We start from the raw sequence: 26,173 nt of genomic DNA, 5'->3' as shown, positions 1-26,173 counted from the left end.
CCCTAGCCAAAAATACTCATAGTGGAAGACCTTACCGGCTTTGCCGGATTTGATTCCACGGGGGCAGGACAGAATGAACAACATCAAAGCGCCGTTTTCTCTGCGCAGCCTGCGGCGCGGATCATCCGCGTCGGTCTCGCGCATCGACGGCCCGTCGGCGAAACTGTTGGGAGTAGCGGCTCTGCTGGCCGCGGGCGTCGGCGTCGCGACAGCGCAGGAAGCCAGTCAGTCTCTGCCGGCGGTGCGCGTCGACGCGCCGAAGGAGAAGCCGAAGCCGGTGGTTCATGCGGCGCCCGCCGCCCATCAGGCCGCCAAGCCGCGCCGTGCGACGCGCGCTCCCTCGACGCAGTCCGCCGCTCCGCAAGCCGGCGCGCAAGGCGCCCAGAGCGCGCAGGCGGGGGCAGGGGGCGGCGCCGCGCCGGCCGACGCCAATCCCTATGCCGATCCTAAGGCGCCCTATAAGGCCGATCGGCTGTCGTCCAACAAATTCACCCAGCCGCTGCTGAACACGCCGCGCACCGTGACCGTGCTCACCAAGGAAGTGCTCGAGGACAAGAACGCCTTCACGCTGAAGGAAATCGCGCGCAGCACGGCCGGCGTCACGCTCGGCTCGGGCGAGGGCGGCAACGCCTTCGGCGATCGCTTCTTCATCCGCGGCTTCGACGCCCGCAACGACATATTCGTCGACGGCGTGCGCGATCCGGGCGTCAGCTTGCGCGAGAATTTCTACACGGAGCAGGTGGAAATCCTGCGCGGTCCGGGCTCCAGCTTCGCCGGCCGCGGCACCGCCGGCGGCGCGTTGAACATCGTCACCAAGACGGCTAAGGAGCAGGACTTCTACGATATGAAGTTCACCGGCGGCCCGTCAGACAACTCCAAGCGCGTGCAGATCGACGTCAACAAGGCGATCAGCCCGATTCTCGCCGTGCGCGTGAATGGCCTGTTCCAGGACGCCAATGTCGCGGGACGCAATTATGTCGTCGATGATCGCGACGGCGTCTCGGGCTCTGTCGTCTTCAAGCCGATCGAGAATTTTACTCTGACGGCCAATTACACGCACTCCTATCAGAGCGGCCTGCCGGATTTCGGCATTCCCTATAATCGCACCACCAATCGGCCTTACGCGGAAGGCGTCACCTCGCGCAACACCTGGTATGGGCTGCTCAATCGCGACTTCCAGAAATATCGCCAGGACTTCGGCACTTTCACCGGCGAGTATCGCGTCAATGACGATCTGAAAATCACCAGCCGGCTGCGCCAGAGCCGCTCGGTGGTCGATTACATCGGCACGCTGACGCAGAGCGCCAATTGGGCCGCCGGCACGGTGAACATAGGCGCGCAGAGCCGCTACCAAGTGACCAATACGCTCGCGAGCCAGACCGACATAAATTACAAATTCGTCACCGGCCCGATGAAGCATGAGGTCGTCCTCGGCGCCGAATATAGCCGGGAAGGGCTGACGCGAACCAATTACACCAATCTCTCGTCGGAGCTGAACGGAGGCGCCGTCGGCGGCGCGCTCGTGTGCAATCTCTATCTGCCGTGCAACTCTCTGCCGTTTCTCAACACGCCGACGCGCAATCAGAATGTGACGCGCGTCGCCGTGGACACCAAGGCCGGCTATCTCATCGAGACGGCCAATTACGAAGACATCGTCATCGCCAACGCCGGCGTGCGCTTCGACGATTATACCATCACCAACCGCAACGAGGCCTATACGACCTTCGCCGCCAATCACACCAGCCTCGTCAATTACAATTTCGGCTTGGTGCTGAAGCCGCTGCCGGAAGTGAGCCTCTATGCGGCCTATGCGACCTCGGCCAATCCGGTCGGCGCGGAGCTCGACGGCGGCGCGGCCAATTACGGCGGTCTCACCACGGCGGTGCAGATCTTCCCGCCGCAGCGCAATTACGCCAAGGAAATCGGCGTGAAATGGGAGCTTTTCGATCGCCATCTGCTCGCCACGGCGGCGCTGTTCCGCACCGATGTGACCGGCGCGCGCGAGGTGAACGGCTCGGTGACGACGGGCAACGCCGAATATTATGTGCAAGGCGCGGATATAGAGATCGCCGGCAATATCAACGACAAATGGAGCGTGACCGGCGGCGTCGTCATCATGGAGTCGAAGGTCAAGCAATCGCAGATCGTCACCAATGTCGGCCTGCCGCTCGCCAATATCGCGCATGAATCCTTCAGCCTGCTGAGCAAATATCAGTTCGGCGATCTCTTCGGCTTCGAGGCGGATCGGCTTGAGTTCGGCGGCCAGGCGGTCTATCGCTCGAAGATATACGGCGGCAACAATATCGTCGCCAATGGCGCGACAGCGGTGAACGGAACGACCGGTTGGCCGGCGCCGACGGCGGCCAATCCCTTCGTGAATGTGCCGACCGTGCTGCCCTCCTACTGGCGCTTCGACGCTTTCCTCGAAGGCAAGGTCACCGAAAATATCACGCTCAAGGTCTCGGTCATGAATATGTTCGACCGCACCTATTATGACGCCTTCTATCAGACGGCGACGCCTTTCACCCAGGTGGCGCCCGGCCGCACCGTGCTGTTCGAGGCGCGCGCCAAATTCTGAGATGTATTGTCGCAGGCTCCGGCTCCCTTGGAAAAGTTTCAAACAAGGAGCCGGCGCCTTTTCATTGCGTCGCAAAAAATGGAATGTGCGGAAATGCTGATCTGCGTGCCGGACGTTCTGAGCAAGGAGACGGTCGCCCAATTCCGCAGCGTCATGGACGCGGCGGAATGGGAGGACGGCGCTTCCACCGCCGGCGCGCAGCCGTCCTCGGTGAAGAGCAATGAGCAGCTGCCGCCCAATGGCGAATTGTCGCGGCGCCTCGGCGAGCGCCTATTGCAGGCGATCGTCTCGCATCCGGGCTTTGTCGCCGCGGCGATTCCGCTGCGCATCTATCCGCCCATGTTCAATCGCTATCGCGTCGGGCATCGTTTCGGCGTGCATGTCGACAATGCCGTTCGCGGCGATCCTCTGACCGGCGTGCGCATTCGCGCCGATCTCGCCGTCACGGTCTTTCTCTCCCAGCCGGAGGAATATGAAGGCGGCGAGCTCGTCGTCGATGACGCCTATGACTCGCATCAGGTCAAGCTTCCGGCCGGCGCGCTCGCGGTCTATCCGGCGAGCGATCTGCATATGGTGTCGCCCGTCACGCGCGGCGCGCGCGTCGCCTCCTTCTTCTGGGTGCAGAGCATGATCCGCCAGGAGAGCGTGCGCGATGTGATCTATGATCTCGACACGGCGATCCAGCAGCTCGCGCCACGCCTCGGCGGCGACGACGAGGATGTGATGAAGCTCGGCGGCGTCTATCACAATCTCATACGCCATTGGAGCGAGGTATGAGGGTCGCGCCATGCTGATCTGCATACCCGATGTGCTCGATGCGCGGCAGGTCGCCTATTTTCGCGACGTGATGTCGCAGACCGTGTGGGAAGACGGCCGCACGACCGCAGGCTCGCAATCGAGCCTGGTGAAGAATAATCTGCAGCTGCCGCAAGACGGCGCCGTCGCCCGCGAATTGGGCGATCTCGTGCTCGATGCGCTCGCAGCCTGTCCGACTTTCGTCTCCGCCGCTCTGCCGCTGCGGATTTTCCCGCCGCTGTTCAATCGCTATGGCGCGGGCCATGATTTCGGGCTGCATGTCGACAACGCCATTCGCGGCGTGCCGCGCACTTCGGTGCGCATTCGCACCGATCTCTCCGTCACTCTGTTTCTCGCCGATCCCGACGAATACGACGGCGGCGAATTGGTCATCGAGGATCATTATGGCGCGCAGGAAGTGAAGCTGCCCGCCGGTCATCTCGTGCTCTATCCATCGACCAGCCTGCATCTCGTGCGAGAAGTGACGCGCGGCGAACGCGTCGCATCCTTCTTCTGGCTTCAAAGCATGATTCGCGACAACGTGGTACGTTCGTTGCTTTTTGATTTGGACCAGACGATTCAAGGTCTCGCGGAGCGGCTCGGCGCGGGCGATCCGGCCTGCGTCAAGCTGACAGGCGTCTATCACAATCTCATTCGCATATGGGCGGAAGCATGAAACGATCATATCAGACGCTAGCGATCGCGGCCTCGTCTCTCCTCCTCTCGACGTCTCTCTGTCTGGCCGAAGGGCGCGCGGACATCATCAATCGTCCGCATGATCTTTCTGTGTCGAGCATGTTCCTCAACGCCGACATCGTCGTGAAGATCGTCATGCTGGGCCTCGTCAGCGCCTCCATCGGCACATGGACGGTGCTCATCGCCAAGACGATCGAATTGCGGCGCGCGCGCGCGCGCATTCGCAGCTCGATCGAGCGTCTGCAGGAGGCGCGCGGCCTCGCGGAAGCGCGTCTCGCGCTCGGCGGCGACGATCCTCTGGCGAGCGCTCTGATCGCCGAGGCGCTGCGCGAGTTCCGCCTCTCTTCCGATCTTTCCTCCGCCGGCGGATTGAAGGAGCGCGTCGCTTCGAGCTTCGCCGAGATCGAGCGCGCCGAGAGCCTCTCCATTCGTCGCGGCACGGGGCTGCTCGCTTCGGTCGGCTCCACCGGCCCCTTCATCGGCCTGTTCGGCACGGTATGGGGCATTATGAACAGCTTCATCGGCATATCGAAAGCGCAGACGACCAATCTCGCCGTCGTCGCGCCGGGCATCGCCGAGGCTCTGCTCGCCACGGCCATCGGCCTCATCGCCGCCATTCCGGCGGTGCTGATTTATAATCATCTCGCGCGGCAGACGAGCGCCTATCTCGAGCTCGTCTCCAATCTCTCCGGCGAGCTGCTGCGCATCGTCTCGCGTGATCTCGATCGCGGCGTCCAGCAGGCGCCCGCGGCTCTGCGCGCGGCGGAGTAACGCTCATGGCCGGCAATATCGGAGGATCGTCGCGCGGCGCGCTCGAAGAGACGCACGAGATCAATGTCACGCCCTTCATCGACGTGATGCTCGTGCTGCTGATCATCTTCATGGTGGCGGCGCCGCTCGCCACTGTCGATCTTCCCGTCGATCTGCCGGCCGCGAGCGCGGCGACGCACACAAAGCCCGACAAGCCGATCTATCTCACCATTCAGGCCGATCTGGCGCTCGCTCTGGGCGAGACGCCGGTGAAGCGCAATGATCTCATCGCCTCGCTGGACTCGCTCGCCGGCGGCGATAAGGACAAGCGCGTCTTCCTGCGCGCCGACACGGCGGTGCCTTATGGTGAGATGATGGCCATTCTCGAGCGCCTGCGCTCCGGCGGCTACGCCAAGATTTCGCTCGTCGCGCTCGACGCCGGCGGCGCGGCGACGGGCGGAGCCACGAAATGAGCGTCGCCGCCGATCTCGACACGGGCCGGAACAATCGTATCTGGACCGGCGCGGCGCTAGCCGCGCTGATCGCGCATCTTCTGGCGCTCGCCGCTATTTTCGTCGTCTTCGAGGTCGAGACCGACGATGATTCGAGCGGCGCCCCGGCGATCGAGATCGGCCTCGCGCCCGCCGCGCCGCATGTCGAGGACGCTCCCGACGCGCCTCCCGGCCCGCAGGCCGATGAAGCAGCCGCCGCCGCGCCGGCCGTCGCCGCCTCCCAGACCAAGGACAATGACGATCCCAAAATCGCGCGCGTCGAGGCCGACGACGCCGATTATGCGACCGCCGAAAAGCACGAGAAGCCGGTCGATGAGCCGACCAAGCGCGAGGCGACGCCGGTGATCTCCGCAGAGTCCGCGGCCTCCGAGGCGGCCGCGCCGCCGAAGTCGGATGTGGAGCGGGAGGCGCCCCGGGCCGTCGCGCCCGCTCAGGGCATGGACAAGGCGGCCCGCGCGGCAGTGCTCTCTTGGCAGAAGCGGCTGGTGGCGCATCTGCACCGGCACCTGCGTTACCCGCGCGGCGTTCCTCGGCGCTCCGTGGAAGTCGGCGTCAGCTTCACATTGGATCGGCTCGGACATGTGGTCGCCTCGAGCGTCTATCGCTCCTCCGGCGATTCCGCCTTCGACGAGGCGGCCCTCGCGATGCTGAAGCGTGCAGATCCGGTTATCGCGCCCCCGCCCGCCGTCGCCGACGAGCGTCTCTCATTCGACATTCCGGTGAAGTTCGGCCCCGAAGTGCGCTGAAGAGACTCACTGAGGTGCGGTCATCAGCTCCAGAAGATGGCCGTCGGGCGTCTCGAAATAGACGCCGCGGCCGCCGTTCCAATCATTGAGCTTCTTATCGTCCCGGCTCCAGGGCGCGCTGCCATAGGGCCGCCCGGAAGCGCGCACGCGCTCGAGTATGGCGTCGAATTCGGCGTCGGAGACATGGAAGGCGTAATGGCTCGCCGGGAAGGTTTCGTCGTCGGAGAAGAGAAAGGTCAGCGCGGCATTGACATGGACCGGGGCAAAATGTCCGTCGGACGAGGGCTCGTATTCGAGGCCGAGGACGCGAGCGAACCAGTCGGCCGCCGAGCCCTTCTCATGGGCGGGAACGATCGTGTGGTTCAATGTGACGGTCATGAGCGTCTCGCTCCGGCGTGACGGCGCCGTGAATAAACGATCTCGAGAAGCCGCCGTTCCCGCCACGCTGAGATTTCGACCGTCGTTCCGACATGATAGCGTTGGCCGCTTCTTTCGGGGCGGATCGAGGAGGGGGATTGAGCGTGCGGAACAATGCGCTGCGCGACCTCTTGCGGGTGAAGTCGATCGAATCGCTGCAGTCGGAGTCCGGTCGGCATAGCGAGCTGCGCCGCGTGCTCGGCCTGTGGCAATTGACCAGCATCGGCCTCGGCGGGCTGATCGGCGTCGGCATTTTCGTGCTCACGGGCGTGGTGGCGGCGACGCAGGCGGGGCCGGCGGTCTCGCTGTCCTTCCTCATCGCCGGCGTCGCCAGCGCGGCCGCGGCGCTCTGCTATGCGGAGTTCGCCGGCATGATCCCGGCGGCGGGCAGCGCCTATACTTACGCCTATGCCGTGCTCGGCGAGCTCGCGGCCTGGATCATCGGCTGGGATCTGCTGCTCGAATATGCGCTCGTCGTCGCCGTGGTCTCCATCGGCTGGTCCGGCTATCTGCAGGCGCTGCTCGGCCAGCTCGGCCTCGCCCTGCCGATCTGGGCCTCGGGCGCCGCCGGGACGGGCGAGGGGCGCATTGTCGATCTCGCGGCCATATTGGGCGCGCTCTTCGTGGCGGGCGTGCTGGTGCTGCGCATCGAATGGGGCGCGCGATTCAACGCCGTGATGGTGATCGTGAAGACGGCGGCGGTTTTGCTCGTCGTCGCCGTGGGCCTGCCGCATGTGCGTCTCGAGAATTGGATGCCTTTCATGCCTTACGGCTTCGGCGGCGTCGTCGAAGGCGCGGCGGTCGTGTTCTTCGCCGTCTTCGGCTATGACACGCTGACCACCGCGGCCGAGGAGGCGAAAGACCCGCAGCGCCAATTGCCTCGCGCGGTGCTGCTGTCGCTCGCCGTCGCGCTCACGCTCTATGTGGTGATGTCGCTCGTGCTCACCGGAATGGTGCGCTACGACACGCTGAACAATCCCGCGCCTGTCGCCGCGGCCTTCACCGCGGTCGGTCTGCCCTGGGCGACCTTCGTCGTCTCCGTCGCCGCCGTCGCCGGCATCGTCAGCGTCATGCTGGCGTTTTTGCTCGGCTGCGCGCGCATCTGCTTCGCCATGAGCCGCGACGGGCTGCTGCCGGCGTGGTTCTCCCATGCGCATCCGCGCTTTCATACGCCGCATCGCCCGACGTTGGTCATCGGCGCGCTCACCGCCATCGTCGCCGGTCTCTATCCGATCCGCGAGGTCGCCGAGCTCGTCAATATCGGAACGCTGTCCGCTTTTGTCGTCATTTGCATTTCCATCATCGTGATGCGGCGCACGCGTCCCGATGCGCCGCGCAGCTTTCGCACGCCGCTCGTGCCACTCGTGCCGCTCGTCGGCGTCGGCTTCTCGCTCTGGCTTCTCTCCAAGCTGCCGCCCGCCGCCTGGGAGCGTTTCGCAATATGGATGACGATCGGGCTGATCTTCTACTTTTCCTACGGCCGCGAGCGCAGCAAGCTGGCGCGCGCGGCGCGAGCGAGCGCGGAATAGGCCCGAGTAGCTTGAAAATCCGGGGGACCCGCTTCAGATAGATGAAAGCAGGTCCGTGCGACCGCGATTGTCGTCTCCGGCGCGCCGCTCGGAGGGGATCGAATTGAATGAGTGACGTCGTGGGCGTATCCTCGGCAGTCGAGGGTAAGAACCGGATCGCCGAGCTCGAGGCGGAGCTCGCGAGCGTGCGAGCCGAACTATGCGCCCAGAGAGATCGCTATCGCGAGCTGCGCCACCGCGTCCGCAACGATCTGCAGGCGCTGGCGACATTGATCTCCGCCCAATCGCGGCGTCTCGAGAAGCCCGAAGGCTGCAGCAATTGCGCCATGCGTCTTCGCAGCGCCGTGGAACTCCACAATGCGCTGGACGAGGACAATGATGCGGACATCTGCATGTCCTCCTATCTCTGGGCGCTGTCCGAAGCGCGCCGCAAGGCTTTCGACGATCGCATCGTCGGCGAGACGATCGCGGACGATGACATTTTTCTCCATTATCGACGCGCGCAATGTGTCGGCCTCGTCTATGTCGAGGCCGTCGCCAATGCGATGAAGCACGCCTTTCCCGACGGAGCGCATGGCGAGGTGCAGGCGCGTCTGAGCCGCATCGGCGACAGGCTCGAGCTGACGGTCGCAGACAATGGCTGCGGCTTCGATCCGGCCAAGGTCGCGAAGGGCGACGGGCTTCAGCTGATGCGGGGGCTCGCGCGTCAATTGAAGGGCCAAGTCTTCTTCGAGCGGCTTCCACAGGGCGCATTGGTGCGGCTCGATTTCCCGGAATATGTCGCGGCATAATCTGGGCCGCGAGCCGCGCTCTTCGGTTCCGATGAAGCAGGTCGTCTTCAACCGTAGCGGACCGCTTCCCCGTTCAGCGCTCTCGCCATTCCCTTCGGTCGCTTCGCGTCGGCCGATCGTGCGACGAGGCGAATGCATTTCGTCGCGCCCGGCGCGAGATGCAGCCAATTGTCGCGAGGAAGAAAAAATTCGTCGTCGATCGCCACCGATTGCGCGGCGAGGTTCGTCGACAGAGCGAGAACGAATCCGTCGCCGTCTTCCGCGATCTCCGCGCGTAGCCCGAGCTGCGATTTGATCGCGTTGCGCCCGAGCGGAAAATGAAAGGCGTCGATCTCGGCGCCGCTTTGCGCGACTGTGAAGCGCGCCACTGTCAAATCATGCGACGGCGGGCCGAAATTATAGGCGAGCGCCGTATCGAAGAAGCCGCCCCAGAATTCCGCGTCGCGCAATGTGGTGACGCCATGCGGCTCGACGGCGACTCTGCGGCTCGCTTTCATCACCGGCACATGGCCATCGCGATAGCAGGCGAGCGAAATCTCGCCTTCTATGCGCTGCGGTCCGTCGTTGCGCAGATGCGCGAAGAGCCCGTTGACGCCTTCGTCCGTGAGCATGAGCGACAGCGGACGAAAGGCGCGCGCCAAAGCGTGATAGGCGGATTTCGGCTCGCCACGCGCATCGAGAACGCCCCAGCCGGCGCCGGGCCACATATCCTCGAGGAACCAGACGATGGCGCCATGAGTCGTAGAGCCGCCGCGTCGCCATTCGCCGATCGTCGCCTCCATCGTCTCGGCCACTGCGGCGCGCGCTATGTCGAGATAGAGTTGCGGATCGCTCTCGCGCAACGTCGCCGGATCGCAGCCATAGAGCAGGCGCATGTAATGTTCGGTGACGTCGCCGAAAGTCTGCGTCGCGCCCATGTCGCGCGCGATGCGTCCGGCGAAGAGAGGCGATGCGAGCGGGGCGTCGCCGAAGTCGCGGCGCAACGCGGCGTCATCGGCGATATTGGCGAAGCCGAGACATTCGGAGGCGAAGCGCACATTGGCGCGGCGCGCATCCTCGAGGCCGCGACGATAGGCGCCCACTCCGTAGTAATGCGACACGCTCGTGTCCGAATGAAAGGGCAGGGGTCCGCCGGAAGGTGAATTCTCGACGTAAATCGCATCCGGCCGCTGCGCATGGACGAGCCGCGGAAGCGTTTCGTCGAACAGCGGCGAGCGCCATTTCGCTTCGGCGAGGCCGAGCATGGAGGCTTGCTGATAGACCTCGCTGCCGCCACAGAGCACGGCGAGCGAAGGCGAAGATCGTGTGCGCGCCAAAAACTCCGTCGCTTCTCTTTCGACGCTGGCGCGAAAGGCGGCGTCCTGAAACGGATAATCGAAATTGGCGAAGGCGAAATCCTGCCAGACCAAAATCCCGAGCTCGTCGCAGAGCGCGTAGAAATCATCGCTCTCATAGAGAGTGACGCCGGGGATGCGGACCATGTTCATGCCGGCGTCGCGCATGGCGCGCAACAGCGGCGCGCAATCCTCGCGCTCGCCAGCGAGTGAAACTGCGTCGGCCGTCGTCCAGCAGGCGCCGCGGCAGAAGAGAGCAATGCCGTTCACGCGAAGCGCGAAGCCGGCGCCATCCGCGCCGCGATCGACGTCGATGTCGCGAAAGCCGGTACGGCCGAGATCGACGCTAAGATCGCCGATCGTCGCCGCGACAGCGTAGAGATGCGGCTCGCCATGCGTATGCGGCGTCCACAGTTGTGCATCCGGCAGAGCGAGCGTCGCCTCGATGCGATTGTCGGCGACGCGCTCGAAACGCGTTTCCGCCTCGCCGCAGAAGAGCCGAGCAGGAGCGTCTGCGGCGCCGGAAATCTCGAGCGCGACGTGCAGGCTGGCGCGACCTTCGTGGACGAGTGGGCGCATATCGATAGCGCGCAGACGCAGCGCGCCATGCTCGATCAGCTCGACTTCACGCCACGGTCCGAGCGGCGGCGTCGGCGGCGCGAAGCCGGGCAGGCGGCCGAGCGCCGTCGTGCGAATGTGGCGTAGCCCCGCCGGAGCGATCATCCGCGGCCGCCAGCGCGCGCGTCCGCTCTTCGTCGCGATCTCGCGCTCGACGGAGCGAAAGCGAATGTGGAGATCATGCGCGCCAGGCGTCTCGATCTCTATTCGATGCGCATGAAACATATTGTCCGAGCGCAGCGCGAGTTGGCCGTCGAGATAGACATCCGCGAGAGTGGCGAGGCCGTGCAGCTGCAATTCCGCCCGCGCCGAATTGACGAAGGCGGTCTTGTACCAGACGTCGATCGAATCCAGCGGCGGCAGATCGTCGAAGCTCGCGCCTTCCGCGATCAGCGCCTGCGCCAGCGTGCCCGGAACGCGCGCGGCGCGCCAGCGCGCGGCGGCGGGGATGTCGGAGGGCTGCGTCCATTCGCCCGCTTCGTCGATCACAAAAGTCCAACCGGCGTCGAGACGCTGGCGCTTTTCTCCTTCGACGCGCGCACGCATCGGCGACCTCAGCGCAGCTTGGCCGAGAGACCTGCGAACAAGCCGTCATAGACGGCGGCGAGCTCATCCAGCGTCTCGCGCGGATCATAGACGCGCTTGCGCGCGGAGGCGCGCGCCGCCTGGAACTGCATCGCCTTGGCGCCGGCGGAAATCCGCCGGCAGGCGTCCGCTTCGGCGGCGAGATCGCCATCCGGCCGCAGCCAATCGAGATGGCTGCCGAGCAGCTCGAAATTGGCGCCGAGCTGGCGAAACGTGTTGAAGGCGAGGCTGTGGAAGAAGCAGGGCGGACGCGCCTCCAGCACATTCCACAGCGCCGGGAAGCGCGCGGCGAAGGCGCGGATCGGATTGTCGCTCGGGCGGCGCGCGAAATGCTCGCTCGCCAGCGCTTCCGCCAATGCGCGCAAATCTCTATGCGGGCGCTCGCGGTCGAAGCGCACGAATTCGGCGTAAGGGAACAGGCTCGACGGATCGCGCGCCTCGCCGGCGCGGCCGAAGATGGCGTCGAAATCTTCGCCATCCAGCGCGAAATAGCCGTCATTGTGGAAATAGTCGATCCGTCGCGCGCGCATGTCGATTTCCGTGACGCCGATCGTCGTCTTGGAATGATCGATGCGGTAGGTGACGCCGCGCGTGTCCGGCAGATGATAGCCGTCCACTTCCACCATCACCACGCGGCCGCGCGCGGTCTGGCGCTCGATATGGTCGTCCAGCCGATCGTAGAGCGCGAGCTCCTCGACGCGAAGGCCGTAGAGGCGCTCGAGATCGGCGAGTCGCGGCTTGAAGAAGGTGAAATGGTCTTCTTCGCAATCCTGCGCCAGCGTGAAGCCGAGCATGGCCTCGGGCTCGAAGCCGCGCATGGCCACGAGCTCGATCATGAGGTCGACATAGCAGTTGGTCTGCGGCCAATCGCGTTCTGCATGATGCAGCGCATGACGGAAATGCGGTTTCGCCGGCTTCGGCGGCGTAAGCTCCGCGTCAGAGCGAGAGAGCAGCGCGGACTGAGTTCGGCCAGCCATTGGTGTCGATCCCATGATGTTTGAACAAGGCGAGGGCGAGACGCTCCATGCCGAAGCCGACGCAAGCGGTGTGCGCCGTCTCGCCCGAAGCGGTCGTGATGCCCCAGAGCTCGCCGAAATGGTCCTGATGATAGTTGAAGCTCTGGCAGGCGGTCGGATTTTCCGTGCTCTCGATCGGCACTAGCAGCTCGAATTTCAGCGCCTGCTCGCGCTGGCTCGAGGCCATCATGCGCCCGGCGCGGCCGAAAAAAGGATCATTCGCGACATCAATGTGATGCGGAAGCTGCAGCGTCTCTGCGAAGTCGCGCGCGCGCTCCAGCCAGGATTCGCGGAAGCTCGCAGCCTGCTCCGGAAGGCCGATGCGCACGAATTCGCGCATACGGAACATTTGCATACGCGCGGGATCTTTCGACGGCTCGTGGCGGAAGCAATAGGATTGGATGTCGAAGAGACCGCCTTCCGGCGCGAGCGGCCCGCGCCGCGCGACGATCGGATAGAGCGGATAGCAGGCGGCGGGAGTCAGTACGATGTCGGTCGCGCCCTGTCCGCCGGTCCAGTCGCCGCCATTGTGAATATTGTCGAGAAGGGCGAGATGATCCCTCTCGCTGCCGGCGAAGCTGTGAACCGTGCCGGCGAGCTGCGGAAAATTCTTCATGTAGCCGCTCTTCTCGAAGAGCGCGCGATTCATGCCGGGCGGAAAGCGGATGACCTCGGCATGATCATTCGCTGCGGTGCGCGTGATCAGCCGATCCATTCCCTCTATGACCGCCTCGAAGGCCTGCCCCCGGCCATAGAGTCCGTCGACGCCGGTCTCATGCAGAACGCCTTTGGCGAAGAGGCGGTCTAGGAAGCTGTCGCAGGCCTGGCACATGGGTCACTCTCCCAGCCGCTGGTCGATGCGCTGCGCGAGCAGCATGTTGGATAGATTGGTGAAGATGCGATCGTTCGAGATCATCACCTGCGCCGAGAGCGCGTCGCGCATGTGGCGTCCGACGCTGAAGGGCGTGTCGTTCTTGTAGCCCGCGATGCCGGCGATCAGCAGCGCATGATTGATGATCTCGATCGAGAGTTGCGACGAGCCGATCTTGATGTTGTTCATCGCGACGGCGAAGCTCATCGAATTGAGGTCGTCCTCATTCTGCTGCGCCTTGGCGAAGCGCTTGAGGCCTTCGACGATATTGGAGCGCATGAGCTGTAGCTTTGCTGTCGCTTCCGCGAGGCGCAGTGCGCCGGGAGCCGGGCCATTCGGATGGCGGCGCGCATCCTTGCGCACGAAGGATTGCGCGCGCGAGAGCGCGTCGGAGGCGACGCCGAACCATACGGCGCTCCACAGGAGATGCGCTGTCGCGAGCATGGACTCGGAGGCGATCTCGGCGAAATCATGAGTGAAGATCTGCTCGACCGGCGCCTCGCCGCTGAAGGTGAATCCTTCGCTGCAAGTGCCGCGCATTCCGAGCGCGTCCCAGCCGCCGGTGCGCTCGAGACGATATTGGCTCTTCTCGAGCACGGCCATTTGCTGATCGGAGGGCGGCGCGTCGGCGGCGCGGCGCGCGGTGACGAGGATCGCGTCGGAATAGGCGCCATAGGAAATGAGCGCGCCTTCCTTGGCGATGCGGAATGTCGCGCCATCGCGCTCGAAGGCGCAAATGCTGTTGCGCATATTGCCGCCGATGCCGCCTTCGGTCGTCGCGGAGCCGAGCAGCAGCTGCTCGTCGCAGAGGCGGCGCATGAAGTCCTCGTGCCAGGCGCTGCCGCGGCCATGCGCGACGAGGCTCGACACTTTGATCTGATGCATGGCGAAGATCATCGCCGTCGAGGCGCATCGCTGGCCGAGCGAGGTGCAGATCTCCGCGACGTCGAAGAGCGAAGCTCCGCCGCCGCCGAATTCGACCGGGATCAGCAGCGACAGAAGTCGCGCGTCCTTGAGCGCCCGGACCGCTTCGATGGGAAAGCGGCCATTGCGGTCGACATCGTCGGCGTGGCGGGCGGCTGTCGTGACGACATCGGCTCCGCGATCGAGCGGCGCATTCATCAGGCGGCTTCCTCACCCTTGAGCTCATGCAGGCAGCCGGCGATCGCCGAGATCGAGGAGAAGCTGCGACGATTGAGCATATGATCGGGGAATTCGACGTCGAAGGTCTCTTCGAGCGCCAGCATGAGCTGGACAGCGGCGAAGGATGTGAGGCCCGCCGCGTAGAGATCCGCGTCGTCGCCGATCGCCGTGGCCGCTTTCGACAAACGTCCTTGTTCATCGACGAGTCGTCTAATCGTATCGAGCATCCTCATCTCCATCGACCAAGCTCTAGTTCCATCGTCACCATACGCCGTTGCGCATTATTTTCAGCTAATTTGCAGCCAGTTGGTGAACAGTTTGCGGATTTGACCGTCGCCAAATCCAGTTTTGGCCGTTGCCAAATCCATTCCATAAAATTCGACGCGTTCCGGCGAGGGTTTCGCGCCGATCTGAGTGAAAATGGCACGTGGCTATGCTGCGCTGGACATGAGCGAGACACTCGAGGCGTCCCGATTTCTGTCACAACGGAGCCGTCTGGCTATTTCGCGCCGCGGGACCCTAATTTCGACATGAAGAAGATGAATGAGAGAAGAGGGGTTCAAGAAAAGTTAACCATGAAATGGAACATTCGTCTTCAACGTGAATGTGGGGGCTGCGCTCGCTTGTTCGACGTCGAAACGGAACTCGCGTGATGTTGGATTATGAATCCGGGTCGAAAGGCGTGGCGGAGCGTGAACGTCCTGCGGCCGCGGAGCCGAGGCGCGCCCGTTCCTCGCTGACGCCGGGACGGCTGATCGCGCTCGCGCTTCGCAACAAGCTGTTCATCGTGTCGGTGGCGCTCGCCTGTGCGGCCGGGGGCTATGCGCTGACCAAGCTGCTGACGCCGCGCTATGTCGCCGCCGCGCAAATCTATCTCGATCCGCGCGGTCTGCCCGGCCTCGAGGGCGACGCCAATCAGGGGCAGGATTCCACCGGCTTCATCAATTTCGTCGAGACGCAGACGCGCATTTTGACCTCGCAGGTCGTGCTCGAGCGCGTCGTCGAAGCCGAGAAACTGACCGACGATCCCGAGTTCGGCGCGTCGACGTCGTTGTTCGGCAAGCTGTTCGGCCATTTCGGCCGCACGCCGACCAAGGAGGAGATCGTCGCCGGCGCCGTGCGCGTTCTCGGCACGAAGATCATGGTTCGGCGTCCCGAGCGCACCTTCATCATCGACATCGCCGCCTCGAGCGACAATGCCCAGAAGTCGGCGCGCATCGCCAATGCGGTGGCGCAGGCCTATATCGATGTGCGCTCGGCCATGCATAAGGACGCCGCGAATCAGGCGGCGACATCCTTCACAGGACGTCTCGACGGGCTGCGCGAGCGCCTGCTCGCCGCCGAAAAATCGGTCGAGGCCTATAAGGCCGAAAACGGCTTCGTCGGCACGCGGGACTCTTATATCGACGAGCAGCGGCTGAAAGAGCTCAATCAGCAGCTCACTTTCGCCCGTACGCGGCTCGAGGACACGCGCTCGCGTTTCGAACAGGCGCAGCGCGCGGCGCGGTCCGATACCGAGCTCGCCGCTATCGCCGCTAATATGAATCTCACGACCTTGAACGCTCTGCGCGGGCAGCAGGCGGAGGCGGCGCAAAAGCTCGCCGATCTCTCCGCCGAGCTCGGGCCGCAGCATCCGGTCGTCAAAAACGTCACGGCGCGGCTCGCGGAAACGCGGCGTCTCGTCAGCGCGGAGCTCGCGCGCGTCGCGGCCTCGCTGCGCAAGGATTATGAGCGGGCGCGCGGCACGGAAGAGGCGCTGAACCGCGAGATGCAGAAGCTCGAGAGCAAGGCTGTCCTCTCGGCGCAAGCCTCCGTCAAGCTGCGCGATCTCGAACGTGAGGTCGAGGTCAGCCGCAGCATTTACGAATCCTTCCTGACGCGCTCGCGTCAGACCGGCGAGGCGCGTCAGCTCGACGCCGCCAGCACGCATATCATCACAATGGCGACGCCGCCGATCGCGCGCAGCTTTCCGCCCGGCGCCGGTCTGATGACGAGCGCGGGCTTCGTAGCGGGTCTCACTCTGGGGCTCGGCCTGGTGTTTCTGCGCGAGCGCGGCTTCAGCGGCGCGGCCCCGGAAGCTGCGCCCCGTCGCGACGCCGAAGCCCAGCCGCTGCGCATCGCCGTGACCGATGCGACGAAATTCACTGTTCGCGGTCCAGCGGCGGAGCCGGACCGGCTCGAATTGACGCGGCTCGGAATTCCCTTCGTGCGGCCCTTCGCCGATCGCCGCGAGCTCGAGGCGGTGGTGTCGCGCTTCAGCGCGCTGGTCGAGGAGAGCGCGCATCGCCCGCTCGTCGTCGGAATCGTCGGCGACGCGCCGGGCTCGATCCGCACCGTGATGGCGGTCAATATCGCTCTGGCGTTGCGTATGCAGCATTTCGAGGTCGCGCTCATCGACGCCGACCGCGATCATGCGGCGCTCACCGTTCTCATCGAGGATGGCCTCGAGGCTTTCGGCGACGCCGAGGATCCTTTCGTGCGCACGGATGACAGCGTGCTGCTGGCGTTGCCCGCCATCGATCGGCGCTCGCGCTCGGCCGGCGCGGTCGAGCGGATCGTGGATGATTTCCGTGACGGCTGTCCGGCCGAGGTCGACATTGTGCTTTGCGACGGCGTCGGCTCGGACGAGAGCATGTTCGAGCGGCTCGACTGTGTTGCGCCGGTGCTCGGCCGCGATCAGGACGAGGAGACCGCGATCGCCGAGCTTCCGCAGGCGCTACGCGCGAAGATCGCCGTGATTTTGCGGGTCGATCACAGCGACCCCTGGCTGCCGCGCCGCGATGCGCGCCGCCGCTCGCAGGCGCGCAGGTCCGCCTGAGGCGGACCTCTTCACTCGGCGGGGAGAGGCTCTGCTCGGAGAGGCCGAGCGCCTCAGTCTCGGCGCGGAAATCCTCTTCGACGCGATCGAAGCCATCGATGATGCCCGCCGATGAAGAGGCGGAGAACCGGCGGCCGGCTTCGTGCAGCTTCGCCGCGACATCCAGCGCGAGTCCGATTGCCGCCATCCCACTCGGAAAGAGGCGAACCGTTTCGCTCAGCGGCCGGTCTTCACCCTGGTCCATTCGCGGGTGACGACCTTCTGGAGCGGCTGATCCGGGGCCGTGACGGTGAAGAGGCGCTTCATTGTCGCCGCATCGGGATAAATGGCCGGATTTTCGGCGATCTCCTTGTCGACCAGCGGCCGCGAGGCGGCGACGCCATTGGCGAAATTGGCGATTTTGGTGTTGCGGGCGGCGACCTCCGGCCGCAGCAGATAATCGATGAAGAGATGCGCCTCGTCGGGATGCGGCGCGTCCTTGGGAATGGCGAGGCTGTCGATCGACATCAGCGTCCCTTCCTGCGGGATCACATAATTGATTTCGACGCCATTGGCCGCCTCGCGCGCGCGATTGCGCGCCTGGAAGCTGTCGCCGGCCCAGCCGATGGCGAGGCAAATATCGCCATTGGCGAGCGCATTTATATATTCGGAGGAGTGGAATTTCTTTATGTGCCGCCGCAGGCCGGAGAGAAGATCGGCGGCGCGGCGAATGTCGCCCGGCTCCTTGGAATTGGGATCGAGCTTCAGATAATTGAGCGCGATCGAGAACATATCTTCGGGACTGTCGAGCACATAGACGCCGCAATCGGCGAATTTGCGCAGATTTTCGGGCTTCAGCACCTGCTCCCAAGAGGCGATCGGCTTGTCGCCGATGCGTTCTTTGATCTTGGCGACATTATAGGCGACGCCGGTGGTGAACCACATATAGGGCGCCGCATGGGCGTTGGAGGGATCATAGCGCGCGAGGCGCTGCGCGATCTCCGGCCAGACATTGTCGATATTCTTGAGCTTGCTCTTGTCGAGCGGCCGATAGACGCCGGCCTTGATCTGCCGTTGCAGAAAGGTGGCGGAGGGGACGACGACATCGTAGCCGGCGGAGCCGGCGAGCAGGCGCGTCTCCAAAATCTCGTTGGAATCATAGGTGTCGTAGACGACCTTGACGCCCGTCTCGCGGGTGAAGTCCTCGAGCGCGCGCGGGTCGATATAGTCGCTCCAATTGAAGATGTTGACGACCCGCTCCGCGCCCCGCGCTCCCATGGCGCCGCCGAGCAGCAACAGACATGCGGCGAGAATTCTCATTCGACCTGCTCTCCCTCAGCGTCGGGCGATTCGTTCGCCGCGAATTGTTTCGCCGCATATTGCTTCACGGCTTGCGCGCCGCGCCGCCCCATGGGGACAATGGCTGTCCTCTCGCTCTCCCGCCATTCCGAGATTATGCGATGGAGCCCGTCTCTGCGCCTCGAAAGTCTGCGCGAGCAAAACGCCCGTCTCGTGACGCGCAGCGCGCGGCGCTATTTGCGCGCGGCGGGTTTTTCCGTGCTCGCGGAGCTGCCGTTGCCGGGCGGGCGGCGAGCCGATCTCGTCGCGCTCGCGGCCGACGGCGCTCTGCGCATCGTCGAGGTGAAGAGCTCGCTCGCGGACTTCCGGGCCGATCGCATATGGATGGACTATCGCCTCCATTGTGACCGCTTCTACTTCGCCATTCCCTGCGATCTTTCCGAGGAGGCTTTTCCAGCGGACGCCGGCCTCATCGTCGCCGACGCGCATGGCGCCATGCTGGCGCGGGAGGCGCCGGCTCACAAGCTCGCGCCCGCGAGTCGCAAGGCCATGCTGCTGCGTTTCGCCGGCGCCGCGGCGGAGCGGCTTCACCACGCCCTGCATCGCGACGAATTCTGACCGCCGCGTGTCATCGCGGCACGCTCATCGCGGCGCGCGCTTGGCCAATATGCGCTGCAGCGTGCGGCGATGCATGTTGAGCCGGCGCGCCGTCTCCGACACATTGCGGTCGCAGCTCTCATAGACGCGCTGAATATGCTCCCAGCGCACGCGATCGGCCGACATGGGATTGTCGACCGCGTCGGGCTTGTCGATCTTCGTCGCCATTAGCGCATGATAGATTTCGTCGGCGTCGGCAGGCTTGGCCAGATAGTCGAAGGCGCCGAGCTTCACCGCCGTCACCGCCGTGGCGATATTGCCATAGCCGGTGAGGATGATGCCGCGCGCATCCGGACGCTTCACCTTGAGCGACGAGATGACGTCGATTCCATTGCCGTCGCCGAGCCGCATGTCGATGATGGCGAAGGCCGGCGGGGCCGCCTCGACCGCCGCCAATCCTTCCGCGACGCTCTCGACCGCGGTGACGAGAAAGCCGCGCGCCTCCATGGCGCGGGTGAGCCGGCCGAGGAAGGGCTTGTCGTCCTCCACGATCAGCAGCGTGAGCTCTTGCGGAATCTCCCCGATCGCGGCCTCCACGGCCGCATCGAAATCATTGTGTTCGGCTGCGCCAGCATCGTCGATCATGCGTCGTCGTCCTGCTTTGGGATGATTCAATATAGCATCACACCGCGTCGGACGAAGGCGTTTGTTGGTCCAAGTCTCGCTTCGAGCCCCGTTCCAACTCCCGCTCGCGTCCGCTGTCGCTATTGCCCGACGAGCGCTCGAGCGCGGCGCGTGGCCAGGTGATCGTCACCTTGGCGCCTGTGCTGGGCGCCTGCACATTGGCCGTCGTCACAGTGGCGCCGGAACGCTCGAGCAGCGTCTTGGCGATGAAGAGGCCGAGGCCGAGGCCCGAGCCCGGCTCGTTCTTGGTGCGCCGGTCGGTGGGGCGTCCGCTGACGTAAGGGTCGCCCAGGCGATTGAGAATCGCCTGCGAAAATCCCGGCCCGTCGTCCTCTATGACGATGACGACGAGCTCCTTCGACCACAGCGCTTCTATGCGCACGCGCGAGCTGGCGAAATCGACGGCGTTCTCGACGAGATTGCCGAGGCCGTAGACGATGCCGGGATTGCGCGAGAAGCTCGGCTCCTCGGGCGGACCGCGCCGCGTCAATTCTATGTCCACGCCGAAGGCGCGATGCGGGTCGACCACCTCCTCGAGCAAAGTCTCGAGCGTCTGCATGTCGAGCAGGCTGCCGGTGTCGGCCTGGCCGAGCGAGACGAGCTTGCGTAAAATCTCGCGACAGCGCCGCGCCTCCTGCGCGAGCAGAGCGAGATCGTCGGCGAGCGCCGGCGCCGAGGCCAGCGCGGATTTTTGCAGCTCCTTCGTCACCACGGCGATGGTCGCGAGCGGCGTGCCGAGCTCATGCGCGGCCGCGGCGGCGAGGCCGTCCAATTGCGAGAGATGCTGCTCGCGCTCCAGCACCAGCTCGGTCGCCGCCAGCGCGGTCGACAATTGGCGCGCCTCGTCGGAGACGCGGGCGGCGTAGAGGCCGATGAAGGCCGCGCTCAGCACCAGCGCAGTCCACACGCCCGTCCGATAGAGCAGCGGAAAATGCAGCTCCACGCCCTCGTACCAGGGCAAGGGCTGAAATTCGACGGTCAATATCGTCGCCGCGGCGATCATCAGCACGCCGAGCAGAATGGTGAGCTTGCGCGGCAGCGACACGGCCGAGATCATCACCGGCGCCAGAAACAGCATGGCGAAAGGATTGGCGACGCCGCCGGTGAGATAGAGCAGGGCGGAGAGCTGCAATATGTCATAGGCCAAGAGCAGCGCCGCCTCGCCGTCGTCGAGACGGAATGTGCGCGTCGTGGCGAGCCGCAGCGCGGCGTTGAGGCAGGCCGAGGTCGCAATCGCGATGAAGCTCAGACCGATCGGGAAATCGAACTGAAAATAGAAGAAGGTGACGAGCGTCGCGAAGGTCTGGCCTGCGATCGCCAGCCAGCGCAGGATGATGAGCGTGTCGACGCGAAGCTGGCGGGCCTGATGGCCGAAATCGGCGTCGGCGGTATTGGTCATGAGGCGGCGTTGTCTCGAAAATTGCAGCAGCGCGAGACGCGCGGCTCTGTGATTTGTAGCGCGTTTCGCCTGTGCTCGGCAGCGATTTTCCGTAGGACTATATGCCGCGCCCCCTCGCCGCGCGCCACAGCCGCCATTGTCGTCGCCATTGCGCGGGCTCGGCGATGGAGCGGAAGGGATCGAAGCCTTTGCGCTCCATCTCGCCGAGATAGAGTGGAATCAAGGCGGCGGGCAGCAGCGCGGCGCGCGCCGCGCCATCGCCGCGCACAGATTTGCGCGCTCTCTCGAAAGCGTCGCGGGCCGCGCCGCGCAGTTCCGCCAGAGCGTCGGCGACCGCCGGCGTCGCTTTCGCTTCGGCGAAATCCTCCGCGGCGCGATGGCGCGCGAGAAGATCGGCGGGCGCGAATCGTTGACCCTGCGCCAGATGGCGGGGCAGGGCGCGCAAAATCGCCGTGAGGCCATAGGCGCGCCCGGCGAGGCGCAGCGCCTCCTCCTGCCGCGCGGCGTCCGCAGCGTCGATGATGCGCGCGCGCCAGCGCATGGGCGCGCCGAAAACGCGGTCGCAATAGGTCTCGAGCGCCTCGAGGCTCTCCATCGGATCGTCATAGAGATCGAAACTATGCGTTTCGAGCAGCTCGGAGACCTCTTCGCGCGGGATGGCGCAGCGGTTCAGCGTATCGAAAAGAGCGTCGGCGATCGGATGGGCGCGGGCGCCCTCGTTGTCTTCCGCCGCCTCCAGCGCATCGTACCACCAGCGCAGCCGCATCTCGCCGAGAATCGGCTGCGAGACACGGGCGCGCACGCTGGAAATCTCGGCCGCGAAAGCGCCGATCGCATGGAGATGCGGACGCGCCTGCGCCGGCGCGAACAGGCAGGCGAGCCAAAGGTCGAGGTCCTGCTCGCGCAGCGCCGCCTCGCAATGGCGGTAGTGCTCGGCGAGCTCCGTCTCGCGCTCGGTCGTCGCGGCCTCATCCATGGGCGAAAACCTCGGCTCACACCACGATCAGCACGGCGGCGACGCGGCGGTCTTCGTCGAGCAGCATATTATATGTGCGAACGGCGGCGCCGGTGGCCATGGCTTCGACCATGATTCCCGCCTGCTTCAGCCGCGCGCGCAAGGCGGCCGAGGGCGGCCGCAAATTTTCGCCGGAGCCGAAGATCAGCAGTTCGATCGTCCCTTCGCCCTCGGCGAAGAGAGGAGCGAGCGCCGCCTCGTCGATTTCCGCCGTGGCGACCGCTTCCAGCGCATGAATTCCCGAGGGCAGCGCGAGCAGCGAGCCGCGATGCGACATTTCCGCGAAGCGAAAGCCGCCGCCGCCATAGGACTCGATCTTATGGCGGCCCGGAACGAAGCCTCGACCCTGCTCGGCCATCAGGCCGCTTTGGGCTTGGCGCGCGTCGTCGCTTTGGCGGCCTTGCTCGGCGCCGTCTCCGGCGCCTTGTCGGTGTCCTCGTTGCGCAGGCCGAGATAGATCAGCATGGGCGAGCAGATGAAGACGGAGGAATAGGTGGCGACGAAAATGCCCCAGATCATGGCGAGCGAGAAGGAGCGGATCACATGGCCCCCGAAGATCGCCAGCGACAGCAGCGCCAGAAACACCGTCGTCGCCGTCATGATCGTGCGCGGCAGCACGGCGTTGATGGAGAGGTCGATCATCTGATCGGTCGGCATTTTCTTGTATTTGCGCATCATCTCGCGAATACGGTCGAGCACGACGACGGTCTCGTTCAGCGAATAGCCGACGATGGTCAGGATGGCCGCGATCGACGTCGTGTTGAATTCGAGATGGGTGAGCGAGAAGAAGCCGACGGTGAGCAGAAGATCGTGCATTGTGGCGATGACCGCGCCGACGGCGAATTGCCATTCGAAGCGGAACCACAAATAGGTGAGCACGGCGACGATGGAGAGCACGACGCCGAGCGTGCCGGACTGCACCAGCTCCCCGGAGACGCGCGGGCCGACCACCTCGACGCGGCGCAGCTCATAGTCGGAGCCGACCGAGCCGCGGACCTTTTCGACCGCCGCCTGCTGGGCGACGTCGCCGCCCTTCTGCGGTCCGAAGCGGATCGTCGCATCCGATTGATTGCCGAAGGCCTGCACCTCGACGTCGCCGAGCTCGAGCTTCTCCATGGTCGAGCGCAGCGTCGCGATCTCGGCCTCGCCGGTCTTGGCGCGCAATTCGATGACCGTGCCGCCGGCGAAGTCGATGCCGAAATTCATGCCGCTGAGAAAGAACAGCAGCAGTGAGCAAATGGAGAGAAAGGCCGAGAACGGATAGCTCACGCGGCGGAACCGCATGAAAGGGAACTTGGTGTTCTCCGGGGCGAGACGCAGCAGCTTCATGTCGGTTTCACCCTCAGATCGGCAGGCGCGTCGGGCGCGCGTAATGATACCAGATCGCGATCATCATCCGCGTCATGGTGACGGCGGTGACGATGGTCGTCAGAATGCCGAGCGCGAGCGACACGGCGAAGCCGCGCACCGGGCCGGACCCTAAGAAATAGAGGATCGCCGCGGCGACGAACATCGTCACATTGGAGTCGACGATGGTCGCGAAGGCGCGGTTGAAGCCGGCGTCGAGCGAGGCGAGGATCGAGCGCCCGCCGTGCTGCTCCTCGCGGATGCGCTCATAGATCAGCACATTGGAGTCGACCGCCATGCCGATCGTCAGCACGATTCCGGCGATGCCCGGCAAGGTCAGCGTCGAGCCGAGCAGCACCAGGCCGGCGAAGATGAAGGCGATATGGACGAACAGCGCCAGATTGGCGAAGATTCCGAACACGCCATAGGTGATGAGCATATAGACGACGACGAGGCCGGCGCCGACGTAAGCCGCGCGCTTGCCGGCGTCGATCGAGTCCTGGCCTAGGCCGGGACCGACGGTGCGCTCCTCGATGATGTTCAGCTTGGCGGGCAGCGCGCCGGCGCGCAGTAGGATCGAGAGGTTGTTGGCCTGCTCGACTGTGAAATGGCCCGAGATCTGGCCGGACCCGCCGGTGATCGGCTGCAGAATGCGCGGCGCGGAAATCACCTTGTTGTCGAGCACGATGGCGAAGAGCCGGCCGACGTTTTTTGAGGTCACCTCGCCGAATTTCTGCGCGCCGCGAATGTTGAAGCGGAAATTCACCACCGGCTCGCCGCCGCGCTGCTGGTCGAAGCCGGGCTGAGCGTCGGTCAGATCCTCGCCCTGCACCATGACCTGCTTCTCGATGGCGATCTTGCCGGATTGATCGGATTGCTCGAGCTCTTCCAGCTCGGACGGGCTTTGGCCCGGCTCGGCGACGAGGCGGAATTCGAGCTTGGCGGTCTCGCCGAGAACGATCTTCAGCTGCTTGGGGTCCTGGAGGCCCGGCACCTGGACGTTGATACGGTCGTCGCCCTCGCGCTGAATGCTGGCCTCGCGTGTGCCGAGCGCATCGACGCGCTTGCGGATCACTTCGATCGATTGGTCGACGGCGTGGCGGACCTTGTCCGTCACGCCAGCCTCGGTGACCGTGATCTGGACCAGTCCGTCGCCCGAATCGCGCACTTCGATCGGCGGCGCGCCGCCGATTTTCGCGCCGGCGAAGCTGTTCGCCAGATTGCGGAACTTTGGCAGCACTTTGGCGCGGTCGGCGGCGTCGGGAATGCGAAGTTGCACGCCGCGGGCCTGGGTTCCGATGCCGCCGGTGATGGCGACCTTCTCCTCGCGCAGGATGCGGCGGACGTCGTCGCGCAGATTGGTCACCTGCGTGTGCAGGACCGAGGCCTTGTCCACCTCCAGCATCACATAGGAGCCGCCTTGCAGATCGAGGCCGAGCACGATGGTGCGCGGCTGCGCCCAGGAAGGCAGGGCGTGTTCGAGCGCCTTGAAGCTCGCCGGCGCGAGCGTGCTCGGGAGGATGACGAGAACGGCGGCGAGCGTCAGCGCCAGTATGGCGATGATCTTCCAGGTGGCGAAGCGCAGCATGGATCATCGGTCCTTGAGAGGCGGTCCTGAGGGATTTGTCTCGGCGCCGGAGGGGCGGGCCGGGACGGGGCGGCGCATTCTTCGAGAGGCTAGCGCGAGGCCGCTTGATCCTTCACCGGCTCGCCCTTGGCGCGCACCTCGGCGATGGCGGAGCGCAGCGCGCGCACGCGAATATTCTGGGCGAGCTCGACCTCCACTTCAGCGTCGTCGACGACCTTCGTCACTTTGCCGATGAGCCCGCCGCTGGTGACGACGGTGTCGCCGCGCCGCACGTTCTTGAGCGATTCCTTCTGTTCCTTCGTGCGGCGCGCCTGCGGGCGCAGCACGATGAAATAGACGATCAGCGTGACGAACAGCAGCGGGACGATCTGTGAGATCATGTCGGGCGCCGGAGGCGCGGGCGGAGCGGCGGCGTCCGGCGTGGTCTGCACCGTCGCGCTCGGCGGAACCGGCGGCGCCGCGGGAGGCGCCGGAACGGGCGGCGCCGTGGGGGCGAGCGGAGCGGGGGGCGTCGCCGCCGGGGCGTCGGTCTGAGCTTGGGCGGTCTGGATCAATTTCATGTTCGATCTCTTGGAAGCGGCGCGCGCGCCTTCGTGCCGGCAGGATGCCGCCTTGCAACGGGCGCGGACTATAGCCGGCCTTATCTCGAAATCAATGGCGGCCGGCGCCGCGGCGCAACGCCGCTCCCGGTTATGATTTCGGCGAGCTCTGTGCGACAACTCACAGTCGGCGGCCTCGGCGGGGGATATGTCGCTTCATGGAAGCATCGGGGCGGAGAGGCTCCGCGCGCTTCGCAGCGAAGGTTGAGGAGATACCGATGTCGAAGAAATTGTCGCTCGTTCTCGCGCTGGGCGCCGCTCTGGCGCTGCCGGCCGAGGCGCTCGCTCAGCATTACGGCGGCGGCCACGGGGGCGGCCATGGCGGCGGCCACTGGGGCGGAGGTCACGGAGGCGGCCATGGCGGCGGCGGCCACTGGGGCGGCGGCCATGGCGGAGGCCATGGCGGTGGAGGTTGGCACGGGGGCGGTCACGGCGGCGGTCACTGGGGCGGAGGCCATGGCGGTGGA

At 65.1% G+C, this 26,173-nt stretch carries 25 protein-coding genes; 11 read left to right on the top strand and 14 right to left on the bottom strand.

The features are described 5' to 3' along the window. The first annotated feature begins 73 nt into the window (after positions 1–73). The 6 genes from C5689_RS16785 (at position 74) to C5689_RS16760 (ending at position 6,077) form a co-directional block, all read left to right on the top strand. Positions 74–2,578 (top strand): TonB-dependent receptor, encoded by a 2,505-nt coding sequence (locus C5689_RS16785; protein ID WP_108918389.1) that lies wholly within the window; start codon positions 74–76, stop codon positions 2,576–2,578. Between the two features lie 93 nt (positions 2,579–2,671). Beyond that, positions 2,672–3,355 carry a Fe2+-dependent dioxygenase gene (locus C5689_RS16780; protein ID WP_108918400.1) on the top strand — a complete coding sequence of 228 codons (684 nt, stop codon included), beginning with the start codon at positions 2,672–2,674 and terminating at the stop codon, positions 3,353–3,355. Positions 3,356–3,365: 10 nt separating this feature from the next. Next, the gene (locus tag C5689_RS16775; protein WP_108918388.1) at positions 3,366–4,049 is read left to right on the top strand and encodes a Fe2+-dependent dioxygenase; all 684 of its coding nucleotides are present in this window, start codon (positions 3,366–3,368) and stop codon (positions 4,047–4,049) included. Further along, positions 4,046–4,840 carry a tonB-system energizer ExbB gene (gene exbB / locus C5689_RS16770; RefSeq protein WP_064032330.1) on the top strand — a complete coding sequence of 265 codons (795 nt, stop codon included), beginning with the start codon at positions 4,046–4,048 and terminating at the stop codon, positions 4,838–4,840. Before C5689_RS16775 ends, exbB begins: the two co-directional genes overlap by 4 nt. Positions 4,841–4,845: 5 nt before the next feature. Continuing rightward, positions 4,846–5,292 (top strand): TonB system transport protein ExbD, encoded by a 447-nt coding sequence (gene exbD / locus C5689_RS16765; RefSeq protein WP_108918387.1) that lies wholly within the window; start codon positions 4,846–4,848, stop codon positions 5,290–5,292. Further along, complete coding sequence (locus tag C5689_RS16760; protein ID WP_108918386.1) at positions 5,289–6,077, top strand: energy transducer TonB family protein; 789 nt, start codon at positions 5,289–5,291, stop codon at positions 6,075–6,077. The genes exbD and C5689_RS16760 overlap by 4 nt, the downstream gene beginning before the upstream one ends. A 6-nt stretch (positions 6,078–6,083) precedes the next feature. Here C5689_RS16760 and C5689_RS16755 read toward each other — a convergent pair whose 3' ends face one another. After that, on the bottom strand, positions 6,084–6,455 hold the full coding sequence (locus C5689_RS16755) for a VOC family protein (RefSeq protein ID WP_108918385.1): 372 nt from the start codon (positions 6,453–6,455) through the stop codon (positions 6,084–6,086). A gap of 143 nt (positions 6,456–6,598) precedes the next feature. Here C5689_RS16755 and C5689_RS16750 point away from each other — a divergent pair, with 143 nt between their 5' ends. Next, positions 6,599–8,023 (top strand): amino acid permease, encoded by a 1,425-nt coding sequence (locus C5689_RS16750; RefSeq protein WP_206605376.1) that lies wholly within the window; start codon positions 6,599–6,601, stop codon positions 8,021–8,023. A 107-nt stretch (positions 8,024–8,130) separates the two neighbouring features. Continuing rightward, complete coding sequence (locus C5689_RS16745; RefSeq protein WP_108918384.1) at positions 8,131–8,814, top strand: sensor histidine kinase; 684 nt, start codon at positions 8,131–8,133, stop codon at positions 8,812–8,814. 47 nt (positions 8,815–8,861) lie between these two features. Here C5689_RS16745 and C5689_RS16740 read toward each other — a convergent pair whose 3' ends face one another. The 5 genes from C5689_RS16740 to C5689_RS16720 are packed head-to-tail and all read right to left on the bottom strand — an operon-like array spanning position 8,862 to position 14,608. Continuing rightward, complete coding sequence (locus tag C5689_RS16740) at positions 8,862–11,312, bottom strand: glycoside hydrolase family 2 protein (protein ID WP_108918383.1); 2,451 nt, start codon at positions 11,310–11,312, stop codon at positions 8,862–8,864. An 8-nt stretch (positions 11,313–11,320) separates the two neighbouring features. Then, the gene (locus tag C5689_RS16735) at positions 11,321–12,328 is read right to left on the bottom strand and encodes a DUF1839 family protein (RefSeq protein ID WP_108918382.1); all 1,008 of its coding nucleotides are present in this window, start codon (positions 12,326–12,328) and stop codon (positions 11,321–11,323) included. After that, positions 12,288–13,199: an amino acid--[acyl-carrier-protein] ligase gene (locus tag C5689_RS16730; RefSeq protein ID WP_108918381.1), complete on the bottom strand. Its 912-nt coding sequence runs from the start codon at positions 13,197–13,199 to the stop codon at positions 12,288–12,290. The genes C5689_RS16735 and C5689_RS16730 overlap by 41 nt, the downstream gene beginning before the upstream one ends. A gap of 3 nt (positions 13,200–13,202) precedes the next feature. After that, the gene (locus tag C5689_RS16725) at positions 13,203–14,360 is read right to left on the bottom strand and encodes an acyl-CoA dehydrogenase family protein (RefSeq protein WP_108918380.1); all 1,158 of its coding nucleotides are present in this window, start codon (positions 14,358–14,360) and stop codon (positions 13,203–13,205) included. Beyond that, the gene (locus C5689_RS16720; protein ID WP_108918379.1) at positions 14,360–14,608 is read right to left on the bottom strand and encodes an acyl carrier protein; all 249 of its coding nucleotides are present in this window, start codon (positions 14,606–14,608) and stop codon (positions 14,360–14,362) included. The genes C5689_RS16725 and C5689_RS16720 overlap by 1 nt, the downstream gene beginning before the upstream one ends. A gap of 425 nt (positions 14,609–15,033) precedes the next feature. Between C5689_RS16720 and C5689_RS16715 the strand changes: the two genes are divergently transcribed. Further along, on the top strand, positions 15,034–17,199 hold the full coding sequence (locus C5689_RS16715; protein ID WP_158271829.1) for a GumC family protein: 2,166 nt from the start codon (positions 15,034–15,036) through the stop codon (positions 17,197–17,199). 216 nt (positions 17,200–17,415) lie between these two features. Here the strand turns inward: C5689_RS16715 and C5689_RS16710 are convergent, their stop codons facing one another. Continuing rightward, positions 17,416–18,498 (bottom strand): polyamine ABC transporter substrate-binding protein, encoded by a 1,083-nt coding sequence (locus C5689_RS16710; protein WP_108918377.1) that lies wholly within the window; start codon positions 18,496–18,498, stop codon positions 17,416–17,418. 135 nt (positions 18,499–18,633) lie between these two features. On the opposite strand from C5689_RS16710, the gene C5689_RS16705 reads away from it, so the two are divergent. Next, complete coding sequence (locus tag C5689_RS16705) at positions 18,634–19,095, top strand: MmcB family DNA repair protein (protein WP_108918398.1); 462 nt, start codon at positions 18,634–18,636, stop codon at positions 19,093–19,095. A 24-nt stretch (positions 19,096–19,119) separates the two neighbouring features. Here the strand turns inward: C5689_RS16705 and C5689_RS16700 are convergent, their stop codons facing one another. The 7 genes from C5689_RS16700 to yajC all read right to left on the bottom strand — a co-directional run bounded on the left by C5689_RS16700 (position 19,120) and on the right by yajC (position 25,487). After that, positions 19,120–19,719: an ActR/PrrA/RegA family redox response regulator transcription factor gene (locus C5689_RS16700; protein ID WP_108918376.1), complete on the bottom strand. Its 600-nt coding sequence runs from the start codon at positions 19,717–19,719 to the stop codon at positions 19,120–19,122. Between the two features lie 37 nt (positions 19,720–19,756). Then, positions 19,757–21,157 (bottom strand): ActS/PrrB/RegB family redox-sensitive histidine kinase, encoded by a 1,401-nt coding sequence (locus C5689_RS16695; protein WP_108918375.1) that lies wholly within the window; start codon positions 21,155–21,157, stop codon positions 19,757–19,759. 97 nt (positions 21,158–21,254) lie between these two features. After that, positions 21,255–22,133: a phytoene/squalene synthase family protein gene (locus tag C5689_RS16690; RefSeq protein WP_108918374.1), complete on the bottom strand. Its 879-nt coding sequence runs from the start codon at positions 22,131–22,133 to the stop codon at positions 21,255–21,257. Between the two features lie 16 nt (positions 22,134–22,149). Continuing rightward, a complete protein-coding gene (locus C5689_RS16685; protein ID WP_108918373.1) occupies positions 22,150–22,530 on the bottom strand; it encodes an Mth938-like domain-containing protein in 381 nt (126 codons plus the stop codon). Further along, complete coding sequence (secF, locus tag C5689_RS16680) at positions 22,530–23,501, bottom strand: protein translocase subunit SecF (protein WP_108918372.1); 972 nt, start codon at positions 23,499–23,501, stop codon at positions 22,530–22,532. Before secF ends, C5689_RS16685 begins: the two co-directional genes overlap by 1 nt. Before the next feature lie 13 nt (positions 23,502–23,514). Further along, complete coding sequence (gene secD, locus C5689_RS16675) at positions 23,515–25,107, bottom strand: protein translocase subunit SecD (RefSeq protein ID WP_108918371.1); 1,593 nt, start codon at positions 25,105–25,107, stop codon at positions 23,515–23,517. A gap of 89 nt (positions 25,108–25,196) precedes the next feature. After that, positions 25,197–25,487: a preprotein translocase subunit YajC gene (gene yajC, locus C5689_RS18900; RefSeq protein WP_244594762.1), complete on the bottom strand. Its 291-nt coding sequence runs from the start codon at positions 25,485–25,487 to the stop codon at positions 25,197–25,199. Positions 25,488–25,924: 437 nt separating this feature from the next. Here yajC and C5689_RS18445 point away from each other — a divergent pair. Further along, on the top strand, positions 25,925–26,173 hold a 249-nt coding region (locus C5689_RS18445; protein WP_206605375.1), incomplete at its 3' end, for a hypothetical protein.

Source organism: Methylosinus sporium, from assembly GCF_003113265.1.
GTDB classification, from domain to species: domain Bacteria; phylum Pseudomonadota; class Alphaproteobacteria; order Rhizobiales; family Beijerinckiaceae; genus Methylosinus; species Methylosinus sporium.
This window is presented reverse-complemented; position numbering and strand designations above follow the sequence as displayed.